17 protein-coding genes and 1 pseudogene are annotated in these 18,120 nt (G+C 63.0%); 8 read left to right on the top strand and 10 right to left on the bottom strand.

What is annotated here, in order from left to right:
• Window positions 1-142: 142 nt before the first annotated feature.
• The 4 genes and pseudogenes from argB to coaBC all read right to left on the bottom strand — a co-directional run bounded on the left by argB (window position 143) and on the right by coaBC (window position 4,261).
• Window positions 143-1,048: an acetylglutamate kinase gene (argB, locus tag L6D80_RS28740; protein WP_054901312.1), complete on the bottom strand. Its 906-nt coding sequence runs from the start codon at window positions 1,046-1,048 to the stop codon at window positions 143-145.
• A gap of 30 nt (window positions 1,049-1,078) precedes the next feature.
• Window positions 1,079-2,455 (bottom strand): annotated as a pseudogene (locus L6D80_RS28735) (phosphomannomutase/phosphoglucomutase); the annotation flags it as partial.
• A 133-nt stretch (window positions 2,456-2,588) separates the two neighbouring features.
• A complete protein-coding gene (gene dut, locus L6D80_RS28730) occupies window positions 2,589-3,044 on the bottom strand; it encodes a dUTP diphosphatase (RefSeq protein ID WP_054901314.1) in 456 nt (151 codons plus the stop codon).
• A gap of 5 nt (window positions 3,045-3,049) precedes the next feature.
• The gene (gene coaBC / locus L6D80_RS28725; RefSeq protein ID WP_054901315.1) at window positions 3,050-4,261 is read right to left on the bottom strand and encodes a bifunctional phosphopantothenoylcysteine decarboxylase/phosphopantothenate--cysteine ligase CoaBC; all 1,212 of its coding nucleotides are present in this window, start codon (window positions 4,259-4,261) and stop codon (window positions 3,050-3,052) included.
• 128 nt (window positions 4,262-4,389) lie between these two features.
• Here coaBC and radC point away from each other — a divergent pair, with 128 nt between their 5' ends.
• Window positions 4,390-5,070, top strand: coding sequence for a RadC family protein (radC, locus tag L6D80_RS28720; RefSeq protein WP_054901316.1), 681 nt, complete (start codon window positions 4,390-4,392; stop codon window positions 5,068-5,070).
• 63 nt (window positions 5,071-5,133) lie between these two features.
• Here radC and L6D80_RS28715 read toward each other — a convergent pair whose 3' ends face one another.
• On the bottom strand, window positions 5,134-6,723 hold the full coding sequence (locus L6D80_RS28715; protein WP_176516989.1) for an ABC transporter substrate-binding protein: 1,590 nt from the start codon (window positions 6,721-6,723) through the stop codon (window positions 5,134-5,136).
• 360 nt (window positions 6,724-7,083) lie between these two features.
• Between L6D80_RS28715 and rpmB the strand changes: the two genes are divergently transcribed.
• Entirely contained in the window at window positions 7,084-7,320 is a 237-nt protein-coding gene (gene rpmB / locus L6D80_RS28710; RefSeq protein WP_012312138.1) for a 50S ribosomal protein L28, read from the top strand.
• A 10-nt stretch (window positions 7,321-7,330) separates the two neighbouring features.
• A complete protein-coding gene (gene rpmG, locus L6D80_RS28705) occupies window positions 7,331-7,486 on the top strand; it encodes a 50S ribosomal protein L33 (protein ID WP_003253507.1) in 156 nt (51 codons plus the stop codon).
• 76 nt (window positions 7,487-7,562) lie between these two features.
• On the opposite strand, the gene L6D80_RS28700 is transcribed toward rpmG, so the two are convergent.
• Window positions 7,563-7,922, bottom strand: a complete 360-nt coding sequence (locus L6D80_RS28700) for a cupin domain-containing protein (protein WP_054901319.1) — start codon at window positions 7,920-7,922, stop codon at window positions 7,563-7,565.
• Window positions 7,923-8,118: 196 nt separating this feature from the next.
• On the opposite strand from L6D80_RS28700, the gene L6D80_RS28695 reads away from it, so the two are divergent.
• Together L6D80_RS28695 and L6D80_RS28690 are read left to right on the top strand one after the other, a co-directional pair.
• Window positions 8,119-9,612 carry an aldehyde dehydrogenase gene (locus L6D80_RS28695; RefSeq protein WP_176516987.1) on the top strand — a complete coding sequence of 498 codons (1,494 nt, stop codon included), beginning with the start codon at window positions 8,119-8,121 and terminating at the stop codon, window positions 9,610-9,612.
• Between the two features lie 100 nt (window positions 9,613-9,712).
• A complete protein-coding gene (locus tag L6D80_RS28690; protein ID WP_182387729.1) occupies window positions 9,713-10,852 on the top strand; it encodes an MFS transporter in 1,140 nt (379 codons plus the stop codon).
• 40 nt (window positions 10,853-10,892) lie between these two features.
• Here L6D80_RS28690 and L6D80_RS28685 read toward each other — a convergent pair whose 3' ends face one another.
• Window positions 10,893-12,446 carry a phospholipase D family protein gene (locus L6D80_RS28685; RefSeq protein ID WP_176516648.1) on the bottom strand — a complete coding sequence of 518 codons (1,554 nt, stop codon included), beginning with the start codon at window positions 12,444-12,446 and terminating at the stop codon, window positions 10,893-10,895.
• A gap of 59 nt (window positions 12,447-12,505) precedes the next feature.
• Window positions 12,506-13,936: an aminotransferase-like domain-containing protein gene (locus tag L6D80_RS28680; protein ID WP_176516647.1), complete on the bottom strand. Its 1,431-nt coding sequence runs from the start codon at window positions 13,934-13,936 to the stop codon at window positions 12,506-12,508.
• 178 nt (window positions 13,937-14,114) lie between these two features.
• On the opposite strand from L6D80_RS28680, the gene L6D80_RS28675 reads away from it, so the two are divergent.
• Window positions 14,115-14,345: a DUF1127 domain-containing protein gene (locus L6D80_RS28675; protein ID WP_054901324.1), complete on the top strand. Its 231-nt coding sequence runs from the start codon at window positions 14,115-14,117 to the stop codon at window positions 14,343-14,345.
• Between the two features lie 8 nt (window positions 14,346-14,353).
• On the opposite strand, the gene L6D80_RS28670 is transcribed toward L6D80_RS28675, so the two are convergent.
• Window positions 14,354-15,646: an NAD(P)/FAD-dependent oxidoreductase gene (locus tag L6D80_RS28670; RefSeq protein WP_054901325.1), complete on the bottom strand. Its 1,293-nt coding sequence runs from the start codon at window positions 15,644-15,646 to the stop codon at window positions 14,354-14,356.
• 133 nt (window positions 15,647-15,779) lie between these two features.
• Between L6D80_RS28670 and L6D80_RS28665 the strand changes: the two genes are divergently transcribed.
• On the top strand, window positions 15,780-16,133 hold the full coding sequence (locus L6D80_RS28665) for a YkgJ family cysteine cluster protein (protein ID WP_054901326.1): 354 nt from the start codon (window positions 15,780-15,782) through the stop codon (window positions 16,131-16,133).
• A gap of 2 nt (window positions 16,134-16,135) precedes the next feature.
• Here L6D80_RS28665 and dadR read toward each other — a convergent pair whose 3' ends face one another.
• A complete protein-coding gene (dadR, locus tag L6D80_RS28660; RefSeq protein ID WP_003258963.1) occupies window positions 16,136-16,624 on the bottom strand; it encodes a transcriptional regulator DadR in 489 nt (162 codons plus the stop codon).
• 153 nt (window positions 16,625-16,777) lie between these two features.
• Between dadR and dadA the strand changes: the two genes are divergently transcribed.
• Window positions 16,778-18,079: a D-amino acid dehydrogenase gene (dadA, locus tag L6D80_RS28655; protein WP_054901327.1), complete on the top strand. Its 1,302-nt coding sequence runs from the start codon at window positions 16,778-16,780 to the stop codon at window positions 18,077-18,079.
• The last annotated feature ends 41 nt before the right edge of the window (window positions 18,080-18,120 follow it).

Genomic DNA, 18,120 nt, shown 5'->3' with positions numbered 1-18,120 from the left:
TGCAGATCTACAACACAGAACGGCCCCATATGGCCCTGAAAAACAAAACGCCCGATGCGGTGCATCGGGCGTTTTGAGGCCTATCGGCCTACCTGAACAGGTGTAAACCTATTTCAGGACTAGACATGCAGGTAACGCTGACTCAGCGCGGCTTGCGGTTGGTAATCAGGGTACCCACACCGCTGTCGGTGAAGATCTCCAGCAGCACCGCATTCGGCACGCGGCCATCGATGATATGCGAGCTGTTGACGCCACCTTGTACCGCCTCCAATGCACACTTGATCTTCGGCAGCATGCCGCCGTAGATGGTGCCGTCGGCGATCAGTTCGTTGACCTGCTCGGTGGTCAGGCCGGTCAAGACCTGCCCCTGCTTGTCCATCAGGCCGGCGATATTGGTCAGCAGCATCAGTTTTTCGGCTTTCAGCGCTTCGGCCACTTTGCCGGCCACCAGGTCGGCGTTGATGTTGTACGACTCACCATCGGCGCCCACACCGATCGGCGCGATCACCGGGATGAAGTCGCCCTTGACCAGCATGTTCAGCAGGTCGGTGTTGACGCTGACGACTTCGCCAACATGGCCGATGTCGATGATTTCCGGTTGGGTCATCTCTGGGGTCTGGCGGCTGACGGTGAGCTTCCTGGCGCGGATCAGCTCTGCGTCCTTGCCGGTCAGGCCGATGGCGCTGCCGCCGTGGCGGTTGATCAGGTTGACGATGTCCTTGTTGACCTGGCCGCCCAGCACCATTTCAACCACGTCCATGGTCGCTGCGTCGGTGACGCGCATGCCATCGATGAAGTGGCTTTCGATCGACAGGCGCTTGAGCAGGTCGCCGATCTGCGGACCGCCGCCGTGCACGACCACCGGGTTGATGCCCACGGCCTTCATCAGCACGATGTCCCGGGCGAAGCCGGTCTTGAGCTCCTCGCTCTCCATCGCGTTGCCGCCGTACTTGATCACCAGGGTCTTGCCGACAAAACGGCGGATGTAGGGCAGTGCTTCGGACAAAACCTCGGCTACATGGGAAGCGGCATCGCGATCGAGGGTCATGCAGGGCTCCTGTAAGGAACAGATAGTCGGTCAGAACGGCAGTTGCAGCTCAGGGGCAACCCGCAGCAACTGGGCGCGGAAAACATCCTTGATACGTTGCAATTCGGCGTCGCTTTCGGCCTCGAAGCGCAGCACCAGCACCGGTGTGGTGTTGGAGGCACGGACCAGGCCCCAGCCGCGGGCATAGTCGACCCGCACACCGTCGATGGTGGTCAGGCGGGCTTCGCCCCAGTCGGCGTCGCGTTGCAGTGCATCAATGATGCTGAATTTACCCTCGTCGGTCACATCAATGTTGATTTCCGGCGTGGAAATATCGTTCGGGAACGCGGCAAACAGGTGTTCGGCGTCCTGCCCGGCCTTGCTGAGGATCTCCAGCAGGCGTGCGGCGCTGTAAATACCGTCGTCGAAGCCGTACCAGCGTTCCTTGATGAAAATGTGCCCACTCATTTCGCCCGCCAGCAGCGAGCCGGTCTGTTTCATTTTCTTCTTGATCAACGAATGGCCGGTCTTCCACATCAGAGCGCGGCCGCCATGCTGTTCGATCAGCGGGGTCAGCGCACGGGTGCATTTGACGTCGAAGATGATCTCGGCGCCTGGGTTGCGCGACAGCACATCCTGGGCGAACAGCATCAGCAGGCGGTCGGGATAGACGATCGTGCCGGTATTGGTCACGACGCCGACGCGGTCACCGTCGCCGTCGAAAGCCAGGCCGATATCGGCGCCGGTTGCCTTGACCTTGGCAATCAGGTCCACAAGGTTTTCCGGCTTGCCCGGGTCCGGGTGGTGGTTGGGGAAGTTGCCGTCCACCTCGCAGAACAGCGGAATGACCTCGCAGCCCAGGGCCTCGATCAGTTGGGGCGCGATAACGCCGGCGGCACCGTTGCCGCAGTCCACCACCACCTTGAGCTTTTTCGCCAGCTTCACGTCGGCGACGATCTGCTGGCAGTAGCGGTCCAGCATGTCGACTGTCTGCACGCTGCCTTCGGCGCGGGTCAGGTCGTTGCGTTCAAGGCGGGTGAGCAGCGCCTGGATCTGTTCGTTGGCCAAGGTATCGCCAGCGATGACGATCTTGAAACCGTTGTAGTCCGACGGGTTGTGGCTGCCGGTGAGCATCACGCCGGACGTACCGGCCAGCACGTTGGCGGCAAAGTACAGCGCTGGGGTCGGCACCAGGCCGATGTCGGTCACATGGCAACCGGCGTCGACCAGGCCTTTGATCAATTGCTCTACCAGCATTGGGCCGGACAGGCGCCCATCACGGCCGACAGCGATCTGCGGTTCGCCTTGAGCGAGGGTCTGGGCACCGATAGCGCGGCCGATCCAGTAGGCAGTCTCGCCGTGCAGCGTCTTGCCGACCACGCCGCGTATGTCATACGCGCGGAAGATGCTTGCCGGCAGTGCAGGGGGCAGGTTTGCCATGTCATTCATCTCTGGAAGCTCCATAGGTCTAAGGCTTCTGGGCAGGCGTAAAAACTGAACGCTTGGACGATGGTTTCGCCAGAGAGTTCGCCATCCATGGCCTGAACGGTCGCCGCTGGGCTCAGTGGCTGCCAGAGTGACCGAAGCCGCCGGTGCCGCGCTGGCTTTCGTCGAAAGCCTCGACGATGTCGAAATGCGCTTGCACCACCGGCACGAGGACCAGTTGGGCGATGCGCTCGCCGACGGCGATGGTGAATGGCGTGTTACCGCGGTTCCAGCACGACACCATCAGCTCGCCCTGGTAGTCCGAGTCGATCAGGCCGACCAGGTTACCCAGCACGATGCCATGCTTGTGGCCCAGCCCCGAGCGCGGCAGGATCATCGCCGCCAGGCCCGGGTCACCGATGTAGATCGACAGGCCGGTGGGGATCAGCAGGGTCTGGCCCGGCTCGAGGACGGTGTCCTCCTTGAGCAGGGCGCGCAGGTCCAGGCCAGCGGAGCCGGGGGTGGCGTATTGCGGCAGCGGGAATTCGCTGCCCAGGCGTGGGTCGAGAATCTTGGCTTGAAGAGCGTGCATGTAACTTATTGAACCTGATTGAGCCGTTCGGCGATGAAGGCGACCAGTTGCCGGGCAATCTTGCCCTTGCTGGTCTGCGCGAAGAGGGTCTGGTGCTGCTGGCGGTCGATCACGGTCAGGGCGTTTTCCTCGCTGTTGAAGCCGATGCTGGGGTTAGCCACATCATTGGCGACGATCAAGTCGAGGTTCTTGTCCTTGAGCTTGCGCGTGGCGTAATCGAGCAGGTGTTCGGTCTCGGCGGCGAAGCCGACGCTGAACGGGCGGTCGTTGCGGCCAGCGATGGTGGCAAGGATATCGGGATTACGCACCATCTGCAGCAGCATGCCGTCGCCAGTCGTAGGATCCTTCTTCAGTTTTTGCGGGGCGACGACTTCTGGACGGTAGTCCGCCACCGCCGCAGAGGCGATGAACAGGTCGCACGGCATGGCCGCTTCACAGGCTGCGAGCATGTCCCGCGCGCTGACCACGTCGATGCGGGTGACCCGGTCGGGCGTTTGCAAGTGCACCGGGCCGGTGACGAGGGTCACCCGAGCACCGGCTTCGGCAGCCGCTTCGGCCAGGGCAAAACCCATCTTCCCGGAACTATGATTGGTGATGTAGCGCACGGGGTCGATGTTTTCCTGGGTCGGGCCAGCGGTGATCAGTACGTGTTTGCCGGTGAGTGCCTGGCGCTGGAAGCTTTCGGCGGCGCACCAGGCCAGGTCGGTGGCTTCGAGCATGCGGCCCAGGCCCACGTCGCCGCAGGCCTGGCTACCGGAGGCCGGGCCAAATACCTGGATGCCACGGCTCTTGAGCAGTTCGAGGTTGGCCTGGGTCGCCGGGTCGCGCCACATCGCCTGGTTCATGGCGGGGGCGACGGCTACGGTGGCGTCGGTGGCCAGCACCAGGGTGGTCAGCAGGTCGTCGGCCATGCCCTGGGCCATGCGAGCCATGAGGTCTGCGGTGGCCGGGGCGATCAGCACGAGGTCGGCCCACTTGGCCAGTTCGATGTGGCCCATGGCCGCTTCGGCGGCGGGGTCGAGCAGATCCAGGTGTACCGGGTGACCGGACAGCGCCTGCAGGGTCAGCGGGGTAATGAATTCAGCACCACCGCGGGTCATGACGACGCGCACCTGCGCGCCGTGCTCCAGGAGACGGCGAATCAGCTCGGCGCTCTTGTAGGCGGCAATGCCGCCCCCTACGCCGAGAACGATGCGCTTGCGATACAGCCGCTGCATAGGCTTGCCTTTTTCCAGTGAGAGCGGGCGGCGACGAACAAGACTGCCTGCGGCAGAACGTCGCATGTACGAGGCGAAATAGATTAACACAGGGGCCAAACGGGCCGCAGCAGGACCAAGGAGCAGGGATGAACATCAGGCAGTGGCCGGCTGAAGAACGGCCGAGGGAGAAGTTGTTGCTGCGCGGGGTCGGCAGCCTTTCGGATGCCGAATTGCTGGCCGTGTTTCTCGGCACCGGTGTACGTGGCCGTAACGTTGTAGAACTGGCGCGAGGGTTGCTGGTGAAATTCGGAAGCCTGCGTCAGCTGCTTGAGGCCGACCGGGAGGCATTCCTGGGGGAGCTCGGCTTGGGGCCGGTGAGGTACAGCCAACTGCAGGCGTTGCTGGAGATCGGCCGCAGGAACCTGGCTACCGCCATTGAGCGTGGCCCCGCCATGGAGAGCCCCGAGGCCGTGCGTCGGTATCTCAAAGCCATGCTGCGCCATGAGGCCAGTGAAGTGTTCGGCTGCCTCTTTCTGGATACCAAGCATCGGCCGCTGGCGTTCGAGATCCTGTTCAGGGGGACCATCGACCGGGCCAGTATCTACCCGCGCGAGGTGGTGCGCCGAGCGTTGCTGCATAACGCGGCGGCGCTGATTCTGTGTCACAACCACCCTTCGGGTCACTGCGAGCCCAGCCAGGACGATGTGCACATGACGCTTTCGTTGAAACGGGGGTTGGGGTTGATCGATGTGCGGGTGCTCGACCACATCATCATTGGTGATGGCGAACCGCTCTCGATGGTCGAGCAGGGGTGGATTGTGGCCTAGGCGTGTTTTGCTGAGCGCGCATTGCCCATGCCGGCGATGAGGCCGGCATGGGCGCCCTCACTTTCAGTGGGTCACCGACACCTTGCTCAAGTCCAGCCGCCCAAACGGGCTCACCTGATAACCCTCGACCCCGTCGCGCAGCAGCGTTGCCGCCGTCGGATGCGCCAGCGGCACCCACAGCGCCTGCTGCTGGATAAGTGTCTGCGCCTGCTGGTACAGCCGGCTGCGCACGCTCTGGTCGTTGGTGGTGCGTCCGGCACTGATCAACTGGTCCAGCCGGCTGTCGCAGAACCGCGCAAAGTTGGTACCCGACTTGACCGCAGCACAGGAAAACTGCGGGCTGAGGAAGTTGTCGGGGTCGCCGTTGTCGCCGGCCCAGCCCATGAACAGCAGGTCGTGCTCGCCAGCCTTGGCCCGGCGAATCAGCTCGCCCCATTCGATCACGCGGATCTCGGCCTTGATGCCGATCTTGCCCAGGTCGGCCTGAAGCATCTGTGCGCCCAGGCTAGGGTTGGGGTTGAGCACGCTGCCTGATGGGCGGGTCCAGATGGTGGTACTGAAACCCTCCGGCAAGCCGGCCTTGGTCAGCAACGCCTTGGCCTTGTTCACATCCAGCGAGTAGCCGGGCAGGTCCTTGGCATAGCTCCAGGTGTTGGGCGGGTAGGGGCCATTCGCGGCCGTGGCGGTGTCTTCGAACACGGCCTTGAGGTAGGCCTGCTTGTCGAACGCCAGGTTGATGGCCTGGCGCACCTCGGGTTTGTCCAGCGGCGGGTGCTCGCTGTTGATGGCCACGAAGGCGGTCATGAAGGCTGGTGTGGTAGCGACCTTGAGGTTGCCATCCTTGCCGGCATCGGCAATGTCCAGCGGTTTGGGCGACAGCGCCACCTGGCATTCATTGCGCTTGAGCTTTTGCAGGCGCACGTTGGCATCGGTGGTGATGGCGAAGATCAGCGGATCGACCGCAGGTTTGCCGTCAAAATAGTCAGCGTTGGCGCGGTAGCGGACCACGGCGTCCTTCTGGAAGCGCTGGAACACGAACGGGCCGGTGCCGATCGGCTGGCTGTTGAGCTTTTCGGGGGTGCCGGCCTTGAGCAACTGGTCGGCGTACTCAGCGGAATAGATCGAAGCGAAGCCCATGCTCAAGGTTGCCAGGAAGGTGGCATCGGCATGGGTCAGGGTGAAGCGCACGGTGTTCGGGTCAGGGGCCTCGATCGATTTGATCAGGCTGCCCAGTTGCAGCGACTGGGCATGCGGGTACCCGCCGGGGGCCGTCTTGTGCCAGGGGTGGGCGGGGTAGAGCATGCGCTGGAAGCTGAACAGCACGTCGTCGGCATTCAGCGCACGGGCCGGCTTGAAGTACGGGGTGGTGTGGAACTTGACGCCGTCGCGCAGTTTGAAATCGTAGACCAGGCCGTCGGCCGACACGGTCCAGCTTTGCGCCAGGCTCGGCACGACCTTGCCCTGGGCCGCGTCGAATTCGACCAGGCGGTTCATCAGCACATCGGCCGAGGCATTGGTGGTGGTCAGCGAATTGTACTGAACCACGTCGAAGCCCTCGGGGCTGGCTTCGCTGCAAACGCTCAGCGGGGCTGCCTGGGCGAAGCCGGCGGCAAGCAGGGAGGTGAACAATAAGGAAAGGGCGGCGGCACGCATCGTGGCTCCTTGGCGGTCAGTGGCCCATCTGCCGGTGCAGTCTGGAAACGTCCTACCCTAGTGCGCGCTTCAGGAAATGGCCACTCTCTTTTTCAGCCGACTGGCGACGAGCGGTCGACAGTTCGCCGGGCTAGTCGTTATGCTGCTCGCGCACAATTTACAGCAAGCGGATGCTCATCATCTGTTGTTGCAACGCAGTCTTTCTGGTATAAAGCAGCGCTCTTTTCTAGGGGCTCGGCCTGTCGCATCAGCGGATCCGGTCGATAAGACCTCCAGAATCACGGCGCCTGGCGCCAAAGACTGAGAGATTAAGCGGCCAACCCATGCCGGGTTGGGCATGTGGTTTTAGAGGGCTGAGTCATGTCGAGAGTCTGTCAAGTTACTGGTAAGGGTCCAGTAACCGGGAACAACATTTCCCACGCAAACAACAAAACCCGTCGTCGTTTCCTGCCGAACCTGCAGCACCACCGTTTCTGGGTTGAGTCCGAGAACCGTTTCGTGCGTCTGCGCGTTTCTGCCAAAGGCATGCGCGTCATTGACAAGCGTGGTATCGACGTAGTGCTGGCCGAGCTGCGTGCTCGCGGCGAAAAGTTCTAAGGAGAACGTCATGCGTGAATTGATCCGTCTGGTTTCGAGTGCTGGCACTGGCCACTTCTACACCACCGACAAGAACAAGCGCACCACCCCGGACAAAATCGAGATCAAGAAGTACGATCCGGTTGTTCGCAAGCACGTGGTGTACAAGGAAGCCAAGATCAAGTAATTGATCGGCGACCTGAAAAAACCCGCATCCGTAAGGACGCGGGTTTTTTTATGCCGGCAGAAAAGCGACTCGCTGCTTACTTCTGCTCGAACATCACGTAGATCTTGCGGCACGGCTCCAACACTTCCCAAGTGCCCCGGAAACCTGCCGGGATGACGAAGCGATCGCCGGCACGCAGCGTCTTGGCGCCGCCGTCCTGGTCCCGCAGCACCGAAACGCCTTGGACGATCTCGCAATACTCATGCTCGGTGTAGTTCACTGTCCACTGCCCCACCTCGCCTTCCCACACGCCTGCGGCGAACTGGCCGCAAGGGCTGGAGTAGTGGTTGTAGACGGCCTGATCCGGCTCGCCCTTGAGGATTTTTTCCGCGGCGGGGCGGTAGCGTTCAGCCTCGGTGAGTACCTGGGCGAAGTCGATGATGCGGGTGATGCTCATGGTACGGCTCCTGTTATTGTTTAATAAAATGAACGTGAGTAGGCTTTTCGGCCTTTCGTGTCAAATATATTGATAGTTTACACTGGCTGGTTTAGGGTATCGCTTGCCAGTGTGCGCTCGTCGCCCGGCCAGAATTCTGACAACGCCTGTGAGTCCTCAGTGCGGCGTTGCACCTAAACAAGAGGAGGAGTTTCGTATGACCACCCTGACTCGTGCGGACTGGGAACAACGTGCCCAGCAACTGAAGATCGAAGGGCGTGCCTTCATCAACGGCGAATACACCGACGCCGCATCCGGTGAGACCTTCGACTGCCTGAGCCCGGTCGACGGACGCTTCCTGGCCAAGGTCGCCAGCTGCGACCTGGCCGATGCCAACCGCGCTGTGGAAAACGCCCGCGCCACCTTCAACGCCGGTGTTTGGTCGCAATTGGCTCCGGCCAAGCGCAAGGCCAAGCTGATCCGCTTCGCCGACCTGCTGCGCAAGCACGTCGAAGAGCTGGCGCTGCTGGAAACCCTGGACATGGGCAAGCCGATCGGCGACTCCTCCAGCATCGATATCCCAGGCGCGGCCAATGCCATCCACTGGACCGCTGAAGCCATCGACAAAGTCTACGACGAAGTCGCCCCGACCCCACACGACCAACTGGGCCTGGTTACCCGGGAAGCGGTCGGCGTGGTGGGTGCCATCGTACCGTGGAACTTCCCGCTGCTGATGGCCTGCTGGAAGCTCGGCCCGGCGCTGGCTACCGGTAACTCGGTGGTACTCAAGCCTTCCGAGAAATCGCCACTGACCGCCATCCGCATCGCCCAGCTGGCCATCGAGGCCGGCATCCCGGCTGGCGTGCTGAACGTGCTGCCAGGCTATGGCCACACCGTGGGCAAGGCACTGGCCCTGCACATGGATGTGGACACCCTGGTGTTCACCGGCTCGACCAAGATCGCCAAGCAGCTGATGGTCTACGCTGGCGAGTCGAACATGAAGCGCATCTGGCTGGAAGCTGGCGGCAAGAGCCCGAACATCGTCTTCGCCGACGCACCGGACCTGAAGGCTGCTGCCGAAGCGGCGGCCAGCGCCATTGCCTTCAACCAGGGCGAAGTCTGCACCGCAGGTTCGCGCCTGCTGGTCGAGCGTTCGATCAAGGACAAGTTCCTGCCCATGGTGGTCGAGGCCCTCAAAGGCTGGAAACCCGGCAACCCGCTGGACCCGCAAACCACCGTCGGCGCGCTGGTCGATACCCAGCAGATGAACACCGTGCTGTCGTACATCGACGCCGGCCACAAGGACGGCGCCACGCTGCTGGCGGGTGGTAAGCGCACCCTGGAAGAGACAGGTGGCACGTACGTTGAACCGACCATCTTCGACGGTGTGACCAACGCCATGAAGATCGCTCAGGAAGAAATCTTCGGCCCAGTGCTGTCGGTGATCGCCTTCGACACCGCCGAAGAAGCCATCGCCATCGCCAACGACACCCCGTATGGCCTGGCGGCCGGCATCTGGACCGCGGACATCTCCAAGGCCCACAAGACCGCCCGCGCCGTGCGTGCTGGCAGCGTCTGGGTCAACCAGTATGACGGCGGCGACATGACTGCGCCGTTCGGTGGCTTCAAGCAGTCGGGCAACGGCCGCGACAAGTCGCTGCACGCGCTGGAGAAGTACACCGAGCTGAAGGCCACCTGGATCAAGCTTTAATCCAGCGGGCTGCACCGCAGCTCCATCAACAGCCGGGTCGGTTCTAGCCGCCCCGGCTGTGTCGTCTCTGCTGTTCAAGAATTCTGCCTGGGAGGCTGCAATGCGCTGGGGAACCTACTTTGCCGTATTGGCGTCGGTGCTGAGCGTCGGGCTCGCGCTCGGCGTGAGCATGCCGCTGGTATCCCTGCGCCTGGAAGGCTGGGGCTACGGTGGCTTCGCCATCGGCGTAATGGCAGCGATGCCAGCGCTTGGCGTGCTGCTCGGTGCCAGCCTGGCCAGCCGCCTGGCCGGATGGGTAGGCGTGCCGGCGGCGATGCGCTTGTGCCTGTGGGGCGGGGCGTTGTCGATCGGGCTGGTGGCACTGCTGCCCAGCTATCCCCTGTGGCTGGCCTTGCGACTGCTGATTGGCATGTCGCTGACCGTCGTGTTCATCCTGGGCGAAAGCTGGATCAACCAACTGGTGGTCGAACAATGGCGTGGCCGGTTGGTGGCGTTGTATGGCAGCAGTTATGCCTTGAGCCAGTTGGCCGGGCCTTTGGTGCTGGGCGTGCTGGGCTCCGACGATGACTTCGGTTTCTGGGCCGCGACGGGCTTGCTGCTGCTGGCTCCCTTGCTGTTACTGGGGCGGGGTGGTGCGCCCAGCACCGAGGCCTGCAGCGTCACCTTCCGTGACCTGTTCGCATTCTGTCGACGCCTGCCGGTGATTGCTTGGGCGATCGCCTTGTTCGCGTCTTTCGAGGCGATGATCCTTACGCTGCTGCCGGTGTATTGCCTGCAACAAGGCTTCACCACCGAAGTCGCGTTGTTCATGGTCAGTACCGTGGTGGTGGGAGACGCAGTGCTACAACTGCCGATCGGGGCGCTGGCCGACCACATGTCGCGGCGCACCTTGTTCACCGGGTGCGCTGTGACGTTGATGTGTTCCAGCCTGGCGATTCCACTGCTGTTGAATACGCCGGCAATCTGGCCACTGTGGGTACTGTTCGGGGCCAGCGCCGGGGGGTTGTTCACCTTGTCGCTGGTGCTGATCGGCGAGCGTTACCGGGATGATGCGCTGGTACGCGCCAATGCCCACGTGGCGCAACTGTGGGGCATTGGCTGCCTGCTTGGGCCGCTGCTGGCCGGGGCGGGCAGCCAATGGATCAGTGGGCACGCACTGCCGTTGTTGATGGCGGTGGGGGCCGCGGGGCTGGTGGTGTTGACGCGTCGGCGCGGTGCGTTCGAGCCTGCCGCCGCGTGATCACTGCCTGGGGCTGCGCTGCAGCCCTGGGCAACCGGAGCTACAACATCTTCTCCAGCCCGACGGCCTTGCTGATCCAGGCATTGAACCGTCGCCACAGCCCACCGGGCTCCGATGCCAACACATGCTGTTGGCCGTTGTCTTCAGTCACCCAGACCAGCTTGTCATTGACCAGCTTCACCTGATAGCTCAACGGCGGTGCCATGCCCTGCACGGCCAGTTCGCGGGTGTATTCGGCCAGTTCCGGGCTGTCCACCAGCACCCCTACCTCGGTGTTCCACAGCACCGACCGCGGGTCGAAGTTGAACGAGCCGATGAAGGTCTTGTGCCGGTCGAACACGATCGCCTTGCTGTGCAGGCTCGAATCAGAGCTGCCATGGAAGCTCAGGCGCCCTGCGCTGGGGTCGCCTGGCTGGCGGCGCAGCTCGTACAGTTGCACACCGTGTTCGAGCAATGCCCGGCGATACGGTGCATACCCGCCATGCACGGCCGGTACGTCGGTGGCTTCCAGCGAGTTGGTCAGCAGCTTGACCGAAGCGCCGGCGTCGGCGCGGCCGGTCAGGTACAGCAGCCCAGGCTCGCCAGGCACGAAATAGGCCGAAACCAGGATCAGCTCCTGGTGCACGCTGGCCAGGTCCGGTGCCAGTTGCTGGCTCATCAGCAGTTGCGGGTCGGGCACATCGGCGGCCAGTACTTTGCTTGGCGCATCCCACAGGGCCTGGCTGTGGGCCCAGATCAATTCGTTGCGCCAGACATCCAGGTGCGGCTGGGACTGATAGGCCATCAGGCGGTCGTACAGTGCCTTGCGTTTGACCCGTGCCTCGGCCAGCGACACCTCCAGGCGATGGCGGCTAGCGCGCAGGTCGGCAGCGTCCGGCATGCGCCACATGAAGTCACCAATGGGCCGGCTCAGGGCGCTGTTCCAGTACTGGTCGAAGCTGTGCCCCAACTGCTCGGCCACCGGGCCGACGCCGAGCAGGTCGATGTCGGTGAAGTTGAGGTTGGGTTCGGCATCGAAATACTCATCGCCCAGATTGCGTCCGCCGACGATGGCCATGCTGTTGTCGACCAGGAACAACTTGTTGTGCATGCGCCGGTGCTGGCGCGACAGATTGAACAGCCGGCCCATGGCCCGTGTGACGCCGGTACTGCGGCCCAGGTGCAGCGGGTTGAACACCCGGATCTGGATGTTTGGGTGGGCATCGAGGGTGCCTATGATGGCGTCCAGGCCATCGCTGGTGGTGTCGTCGAGCAGGATGCGCACGCGCACGCCGCGGTCGGCGGCGCGTAGCAGCTCATGGACCAGGGCGCGGGTGCTCAAGCCGTCGTGGACGATGTAGTACTGCAGGTCGATGCTTGCCTGGGCGTTGCGGATCAGCTCGGCACGGGCACGGAAGGCTTCATTGCTGTTGGGCAGCAGGCGGAAGCCCGAGCGCCCTTCATAGGGGGCGGCCTGGCGCATCACCGAACGGCCGAAGGCCGACTCGCTGGCCGGCAACGCCTGGCTAACCTCGCGCGGTGCATCGACGCTGGCACAACCGTTGAGGCCGAGCAGCAGCGCCAGCAACAGAGGCAGAGCTCGCTGGAGTTTCAAGGGTGCATCATCCTGTGCAGCAAAGGCTTGAGGGTTGGACTCTGGTGGGCGGCGCAAAGTTACGCGCAGACCAAATCTTCATCCAGTAGACAAAGGGCGGTTTCACCGACCTTGCGTACGGCAGCCTCGATCTGCGGCGTGGGCTTTGAAGCAAAGTTCATGCGCAGGCAGTGGCGGAACTTGCCCGATGCCGAAAAGATGCTGCCTACGGCAATTTGCACACCTTGCTCCAGTAAAGCGCGATTGAGCCGCAGCGTATCGAAATGTTCAGGCAGTTCCACCCACAACATGAAACCGCCCTGTGGGCGGCTGACACGGGTCCCTGGCGGAAAGTAACGGCTCACCCAGTCGCTCATCAGGTCGCGGCCACGCTGGTACTGGCTGCGCATCCGGCGCAGGTGCGGTTGGTAATGCCCGGCGGCGATGAAGTCGGCGATGGCCAACTGGGGCTGGGTGGCGGTGCTGCCGGTGCTGATGTACTTCATGTGCAGCACCCGCTCCAGGTAGCGCCCAGGCGCTACCCAGCCGATGCGCAGGCCGGGGGCAAGGGTCTTGGAGAACGAACTGCACAGCAGCACGCGGCCGTCGTCATCGAATGACTTGAGCGTGCGCGGGCGCGGGTAGGTGTAGGCCAGGTCGCCATACACATCGTCCTCGAGAATTGCCACGTCGTAGCGTTGGGCCAGGCTCAGCAGGGCCTTCTTGCGTGCTTCGGGCATGATGTAGCCGAGCGGGTTGTTACAGCTCGGGGTGATCTGTATGAGCTTGATGGGCCACTGTTCGAGCGCCAGCTCCAGGGCTTGCAGGCTGATACCGGTGACCGGGTCGGTGGGGATCTCCAGCGCCTTCATGCCCAGCCCTTTGAGGGTTTGCATGGCGCCATGAAAGCTTGGCGAGTCGACCGCAACGATATCCCCAGGCTCGCATACTGCGCGGATGCTGCACGACAGCGCCTCGTGGCAGCCCGTGGTCACCACCAGGTCGGCTGGGCCAAGGCGGCAGCCGGAGTCCAGCATCAAGCGGGCGATCTGCTCGCGCAGGGTGAGGTTGCCGTGGATGTTGTCGTAGTACAACCCCGGCATGTCCTGCCGCCGGCTGAGCTGGGCGAGGCTGCGCAGCAGGGGCTTGAGGCTAGGGCTGTCGATGTCGGGCATGCCGCGGCCGAGCTGAATCACGTCCTTGCGCGGGGTGCTGCGTACCAGGTCCAGCACCTGCTCCCATTGCGAGATATCCACCGGGCGCTGGGCTGGGCGGCTGACGGCGGGCAGGGCGGCGGGGTGGCGATGGTCGCTTACGAAGTAGCCGGACTTGGGGCGTGGGGACACCATGCCGCTGTCTTCCAGCATGCGGTAGGCCTGCTGCACGGTGCTCAGGCTGACGCCATGCTCCACGCTCAGGGCGCGTACCGATGGCAGCCGCTGGCCTGGGCGGTAGAGGCCCTGCTCGATACGGGCGCCCAGCAATTCGGCGAGGTTCAGGTAGAGCGTCACGGCATACTCCTGGGCAGCAATGCGTGTTCGACCAGTACAGTTGTACCGAAAATACAGCATTCAGCTGGTCGGCTGCCAATTCTGTATGGGAATAATAACGCTGCAGTGGTTCTGTATTGTCGGGGTCGCCAGCGCGCATCCTTTCTCCACGGTATCAACTGAACGGGAGAACGCAGCGATGGGTGGTATGAGCGATGTGCGCTTGCAACTGATGGCCAAAGAACTGGAAGCAGGGCAGCAGGCCAAGGTCTTCAATGCGCCGGCAGGCCTAGGCCGTTGGGGCCTGATGCTGCATCGCTGGCATACCCGCCGGGCGCTGTTGCAACTGGACGATGACCAGTTGCGCGATATTGGGTTGAGCTGGGAGCAGGCTCGCGAGGAGGGGCGCAAGCCTTTCTGGAGGGTGTGACGGGTAACCTAGACCAATTCCTTGAGACGGTGCCAGAGCATCCCCAGCGCAAGCAGGGGCGAGCGCAGGTGCTTGCCGCCGGGGAATGTCATGTGCGGCACCTTGGCGAACAGGTCGAAGCGCCCGCTCTGCTGGCCGCTGATCGCCTCGCCCAGCAGGCGCGCGGCCAGGTGGGTGGCGTTGAGGCCGTGGCCTGAGTAGGCCTGGGCGTAATAGACGTTCGGCTGGCTGGCCAGGCGGCCGATCTGTGGCAGGCGGTTGGCGCCGATGCCAATCATGCCGCCCCATTGGTAATCGATGCGCACATCGGCCAGGTGCGGGAATACCTTGAGCATCTTTGGCCGCATGTAGGCGGCGATGTCCTGTGGGTCGCGGCCCGAATAATGGCAGGCGCCGCCGAACAGCAGGCGGTGGTCGGCGGATAGGCGATAGTAGTCCAGGGCAACGCGCTGGTCGCACACCGCCATGTTCTGCGGCAACAGCTGACGTGCGCGCTCTGCACCGAGCGGTTCGGTGGCGATGATGTAGCTGCCGGCGGGCAGCACCTTGCCGCCCAGCTCGCGGTTGAGGTCGTTGTGATAGGCATTGCAGCACAGCACCAAGGTCTTGGCCCGCACGCAGCCTTGTGCGGTGTGTACCTTCACCTCTGGGCCATACGCGATGCGGCTGACTTCGGACTGCTCATACAGTTGCACACCGAGGCGGCTGGCCACGGCCGCTTCGCCGAGGGCGAGGTTGAGCGGGTGCAGGTGCCCCGAGCCCATGTCGATCAAGCCACCGGCATAGCGGTCGGAGCCGACCACGCTGTGGAGGTCGTCCTTGTGCACCAGTCGCAGGTCGTGACGGTAGCCCAGGCTACGCAGTTGCTCGGCCTCTTCGGCAAAGCCTTGCAGCTCGCCGGGCTTGTTGGCCAGGTCGCAGTAACCCCAGGTCAGGTCGCAGGCAATGGCATGGCGCTCGACCCGCTCGCGGACTATTTCCACGGCTTCCAAGCCCATCAACTTCATGCTGCGCACGCCTTGCTCGCCGATCACCGGGAGGAACTGCTCCAGGCCATGGCCAACGCCGCGGATGAGTTGGCCACCATTGCGTCCGCTGGCGCCCCAGCCCAGCTTGCGTGCCTCCAGCAGGATTACCGACAGACCGCGTTCGGCCAGCTCGATGGCGGTGTTAAGCCCTGAGTAGCCGCCGCCGACGATGCACACGTCGGCGCTGTGTTCGCCTTGCAGGAAGGGGTGGTCGGGGTGTGGCGCGCTGCTGGCGGCGTAGTAGGAGGCGGCGTGCTGCGCGCTGTGGATCATTGGGCAGGTCCTGGCTATTCAAACAGAAGGGGGAGAATAAGCTGCGGTTTCAGGGTGGGGCAACTGGCCTCATCGCCGCCTTGCCGGCGATTGGCTCTATAATCCACCCTCAGTCTTCAACGTGTTTCCCGCCATGTCCTGCAACCGCCACAAAATCCAGTTTCTGCGCGAACTCATCCCTTCATTCGAATGCGAGCCCGGCTGCCACGACTGCTGCGGCCCGGTCACCACTTCGGCGGAAGAAATGGCCCGCCTGCCGCGCAAGACCCAGGCCGAACAGGACGCCGCTCTGGAGCGCCTGGATTGCGTGCACCTTGGCCCCGATGGCTGCACGGTCTACGACGAGCGCCCGATGATCTGCCGGCTGTTCGGCACCACCCCACGCATGGCCTGCCCGCGTGGCCGTGGCCCTGAGCCGATGATCGAGCCTGCTGCCGAGCAACTGGTGCATCAGTTCATTGCCACCACGCGCCAGGTGCTGGTTTAGCCTCAGTCCGGGATCGGCAGGCAAAGGCTTTCCTTTACCTCTTCCATCACGATGTAGCTCTTCGATTCGCGCACGTGCGGCAGCTTCAGCAGGATGTCGCCAAGGAGCTTGCGGTAGGAGGCCATCTCCGAAATACGTGCCTTTACCAAGTAGTCGAAGTCGCCTGAAACCAGGTGGCATTCCAGTACGTGTGGCAGCTTCAATACCGCGCGGCGGAATTCCTCGAAGGTGTCGCCCGACTTGTAATCCAGGCTGATTTCCACGAACACCAGCAGGCTGCCTTTCAGGTGCTGCGGGTTGAGCCGGGCGTTGTAGCCCATGATGATGCCCTCGCGTTCCAGGCGGCGAACGCGCTCGGTGCAAGGCGTGGTGGAAAGCCCAACTTTCTCGCCCAGTTCGGTGAAGGAAATACGCCCGTCATTCTGCAGGATCCGCAGAATGTTGCGGTCGATCTTGTCCAGTTCACGCTTGCTCTGGTGCTGGGTTCTCATAGGGGATGCCCCTCCGTGAAAGGCGATTTTGCCGAGAATTCTCGCCAAATATAGGCTTTTATATAGTGAATTGCACTGGCTTGTAATTTTTATACTGCGCGCATCCATGACATATCAACAAAAATGCGGTGCGCCGCGTGCGAGGGATGAACAATGCGAGTGCTGGTACTTGGTAGCGGTGTAATCGGAACCGCCAGTGCCTATTATCTGGCCCGGCAAGGTTTTGAAGTGACTGTGGTCGATCGCCAGCCGGCGGTGGCCATGGAGACCAGCTTCGCCAACGCAGGCCAGATCTCGCCCGGTTATGCCTCGCCCTGGGCTGCCCCAGGCGTGCCGCTGAAGGCTATCAAGTGGCTGCTCGAACGCCACGCCCCCCTGGCCATCAAGCTCACCGGCGATGTCGATCAGTACCTGTGGATGGCACAGATGCTGCGTAACTGCACCGCCAGCCGCTATGCAGTGAACAAAGAGCGCATGGTGCGCCTGTCCGAATACAGCCGCGACTGCCTCGATGAGCTGCGCGCCGAAACCGGCATCGCCTACGAAAGCCGCACCTTGGGCACTACCCAGTTGTTCCGTACCCAGGCCCAGGTGGATGCCGCCGCCAAGGATATCGCCGTGCTCGAGCAGTCCGGCGTGCCTTATGAACTGCTTGATCGCGATGGCATTGCCCGGGTCGAGCCGGCCCTGGCTGGGGTCAAGGACATTCTCGCTGGCGCCCTGCGCCTGCCCAACGACCAGACGGGCGACTGCCAGCTGTTCACCACCAAGCTCGCTGAAATGGCGGTCAAGCTGGGCGTCGAATTCCGCTTCGGCCAGGACATCCAGCGCCTGGACTTCGCCGGTGACCGTGTCAACGGTGTGTGGATCGACGGCAAGCTGGAAACCGCTGACCGGTACGTGCTTGCCCTGGGCAGCTATTCGCCGCAGTTGCTCAAGCCGCTGGGCATCAAGGCGCCGGTGTATCCGCTCAAGGGTTATTCGCTGACCGTGCCGATCACCAACGCCGACATGGCTCCGACCTCGACCATTCTCGACGAAACCTACAAGGTCGCCATTACCCGCTTCGATAACCGCATCCGTGTGGGCGGCATGGCCGAAATTGCCGGTTTTGACCTGTCGCTGAACCCGCGTCGGCGCGAAACGCTGGAGATGATCGTCAACGACCTTTATCCTCGCGGCGGCGACCTGAGCCAAGCCAGCTTCTGGACCGGCCTGCGCCCGGCCACCCCGGACGGCACGCCGATCGTGGGTGCCACCGCGTTCCGCAACCTGTTCCTCAACACCGGCCACGGTACGCTGGGTTGGACCATGGCCTGCGGTTCCGGCCGCCTGCTGGCTGACCTGATTGCGCGCAAGAAGCCGCAGATCAGTGCCGAAGGCCTGGACATTTCCCGTTATGGCAACGCCCAGGAAGTTGCCAAGCAAGGCCAGACGGCGCCCGTGCATCAGTAATTGGCTCGCTTTACCGGCCTTGCCGCCGGCAACCAGGCAAC

The organism is Pseudomonas ceruminis, assembly GCF_021602025.1.
GTDB classification, from domain to species: Bacteria; Pseudomonadota; Gammaproteobacteria; order Pseudomonadales; family Pseudomonadaceae; genus Aquipseudomonas; species Aquipseudomonas ceruminis.
Note: the sequence above shows the minus strand (reverse complement) of the source record. Positions and strands in the feature narration are given on the sequence as shown.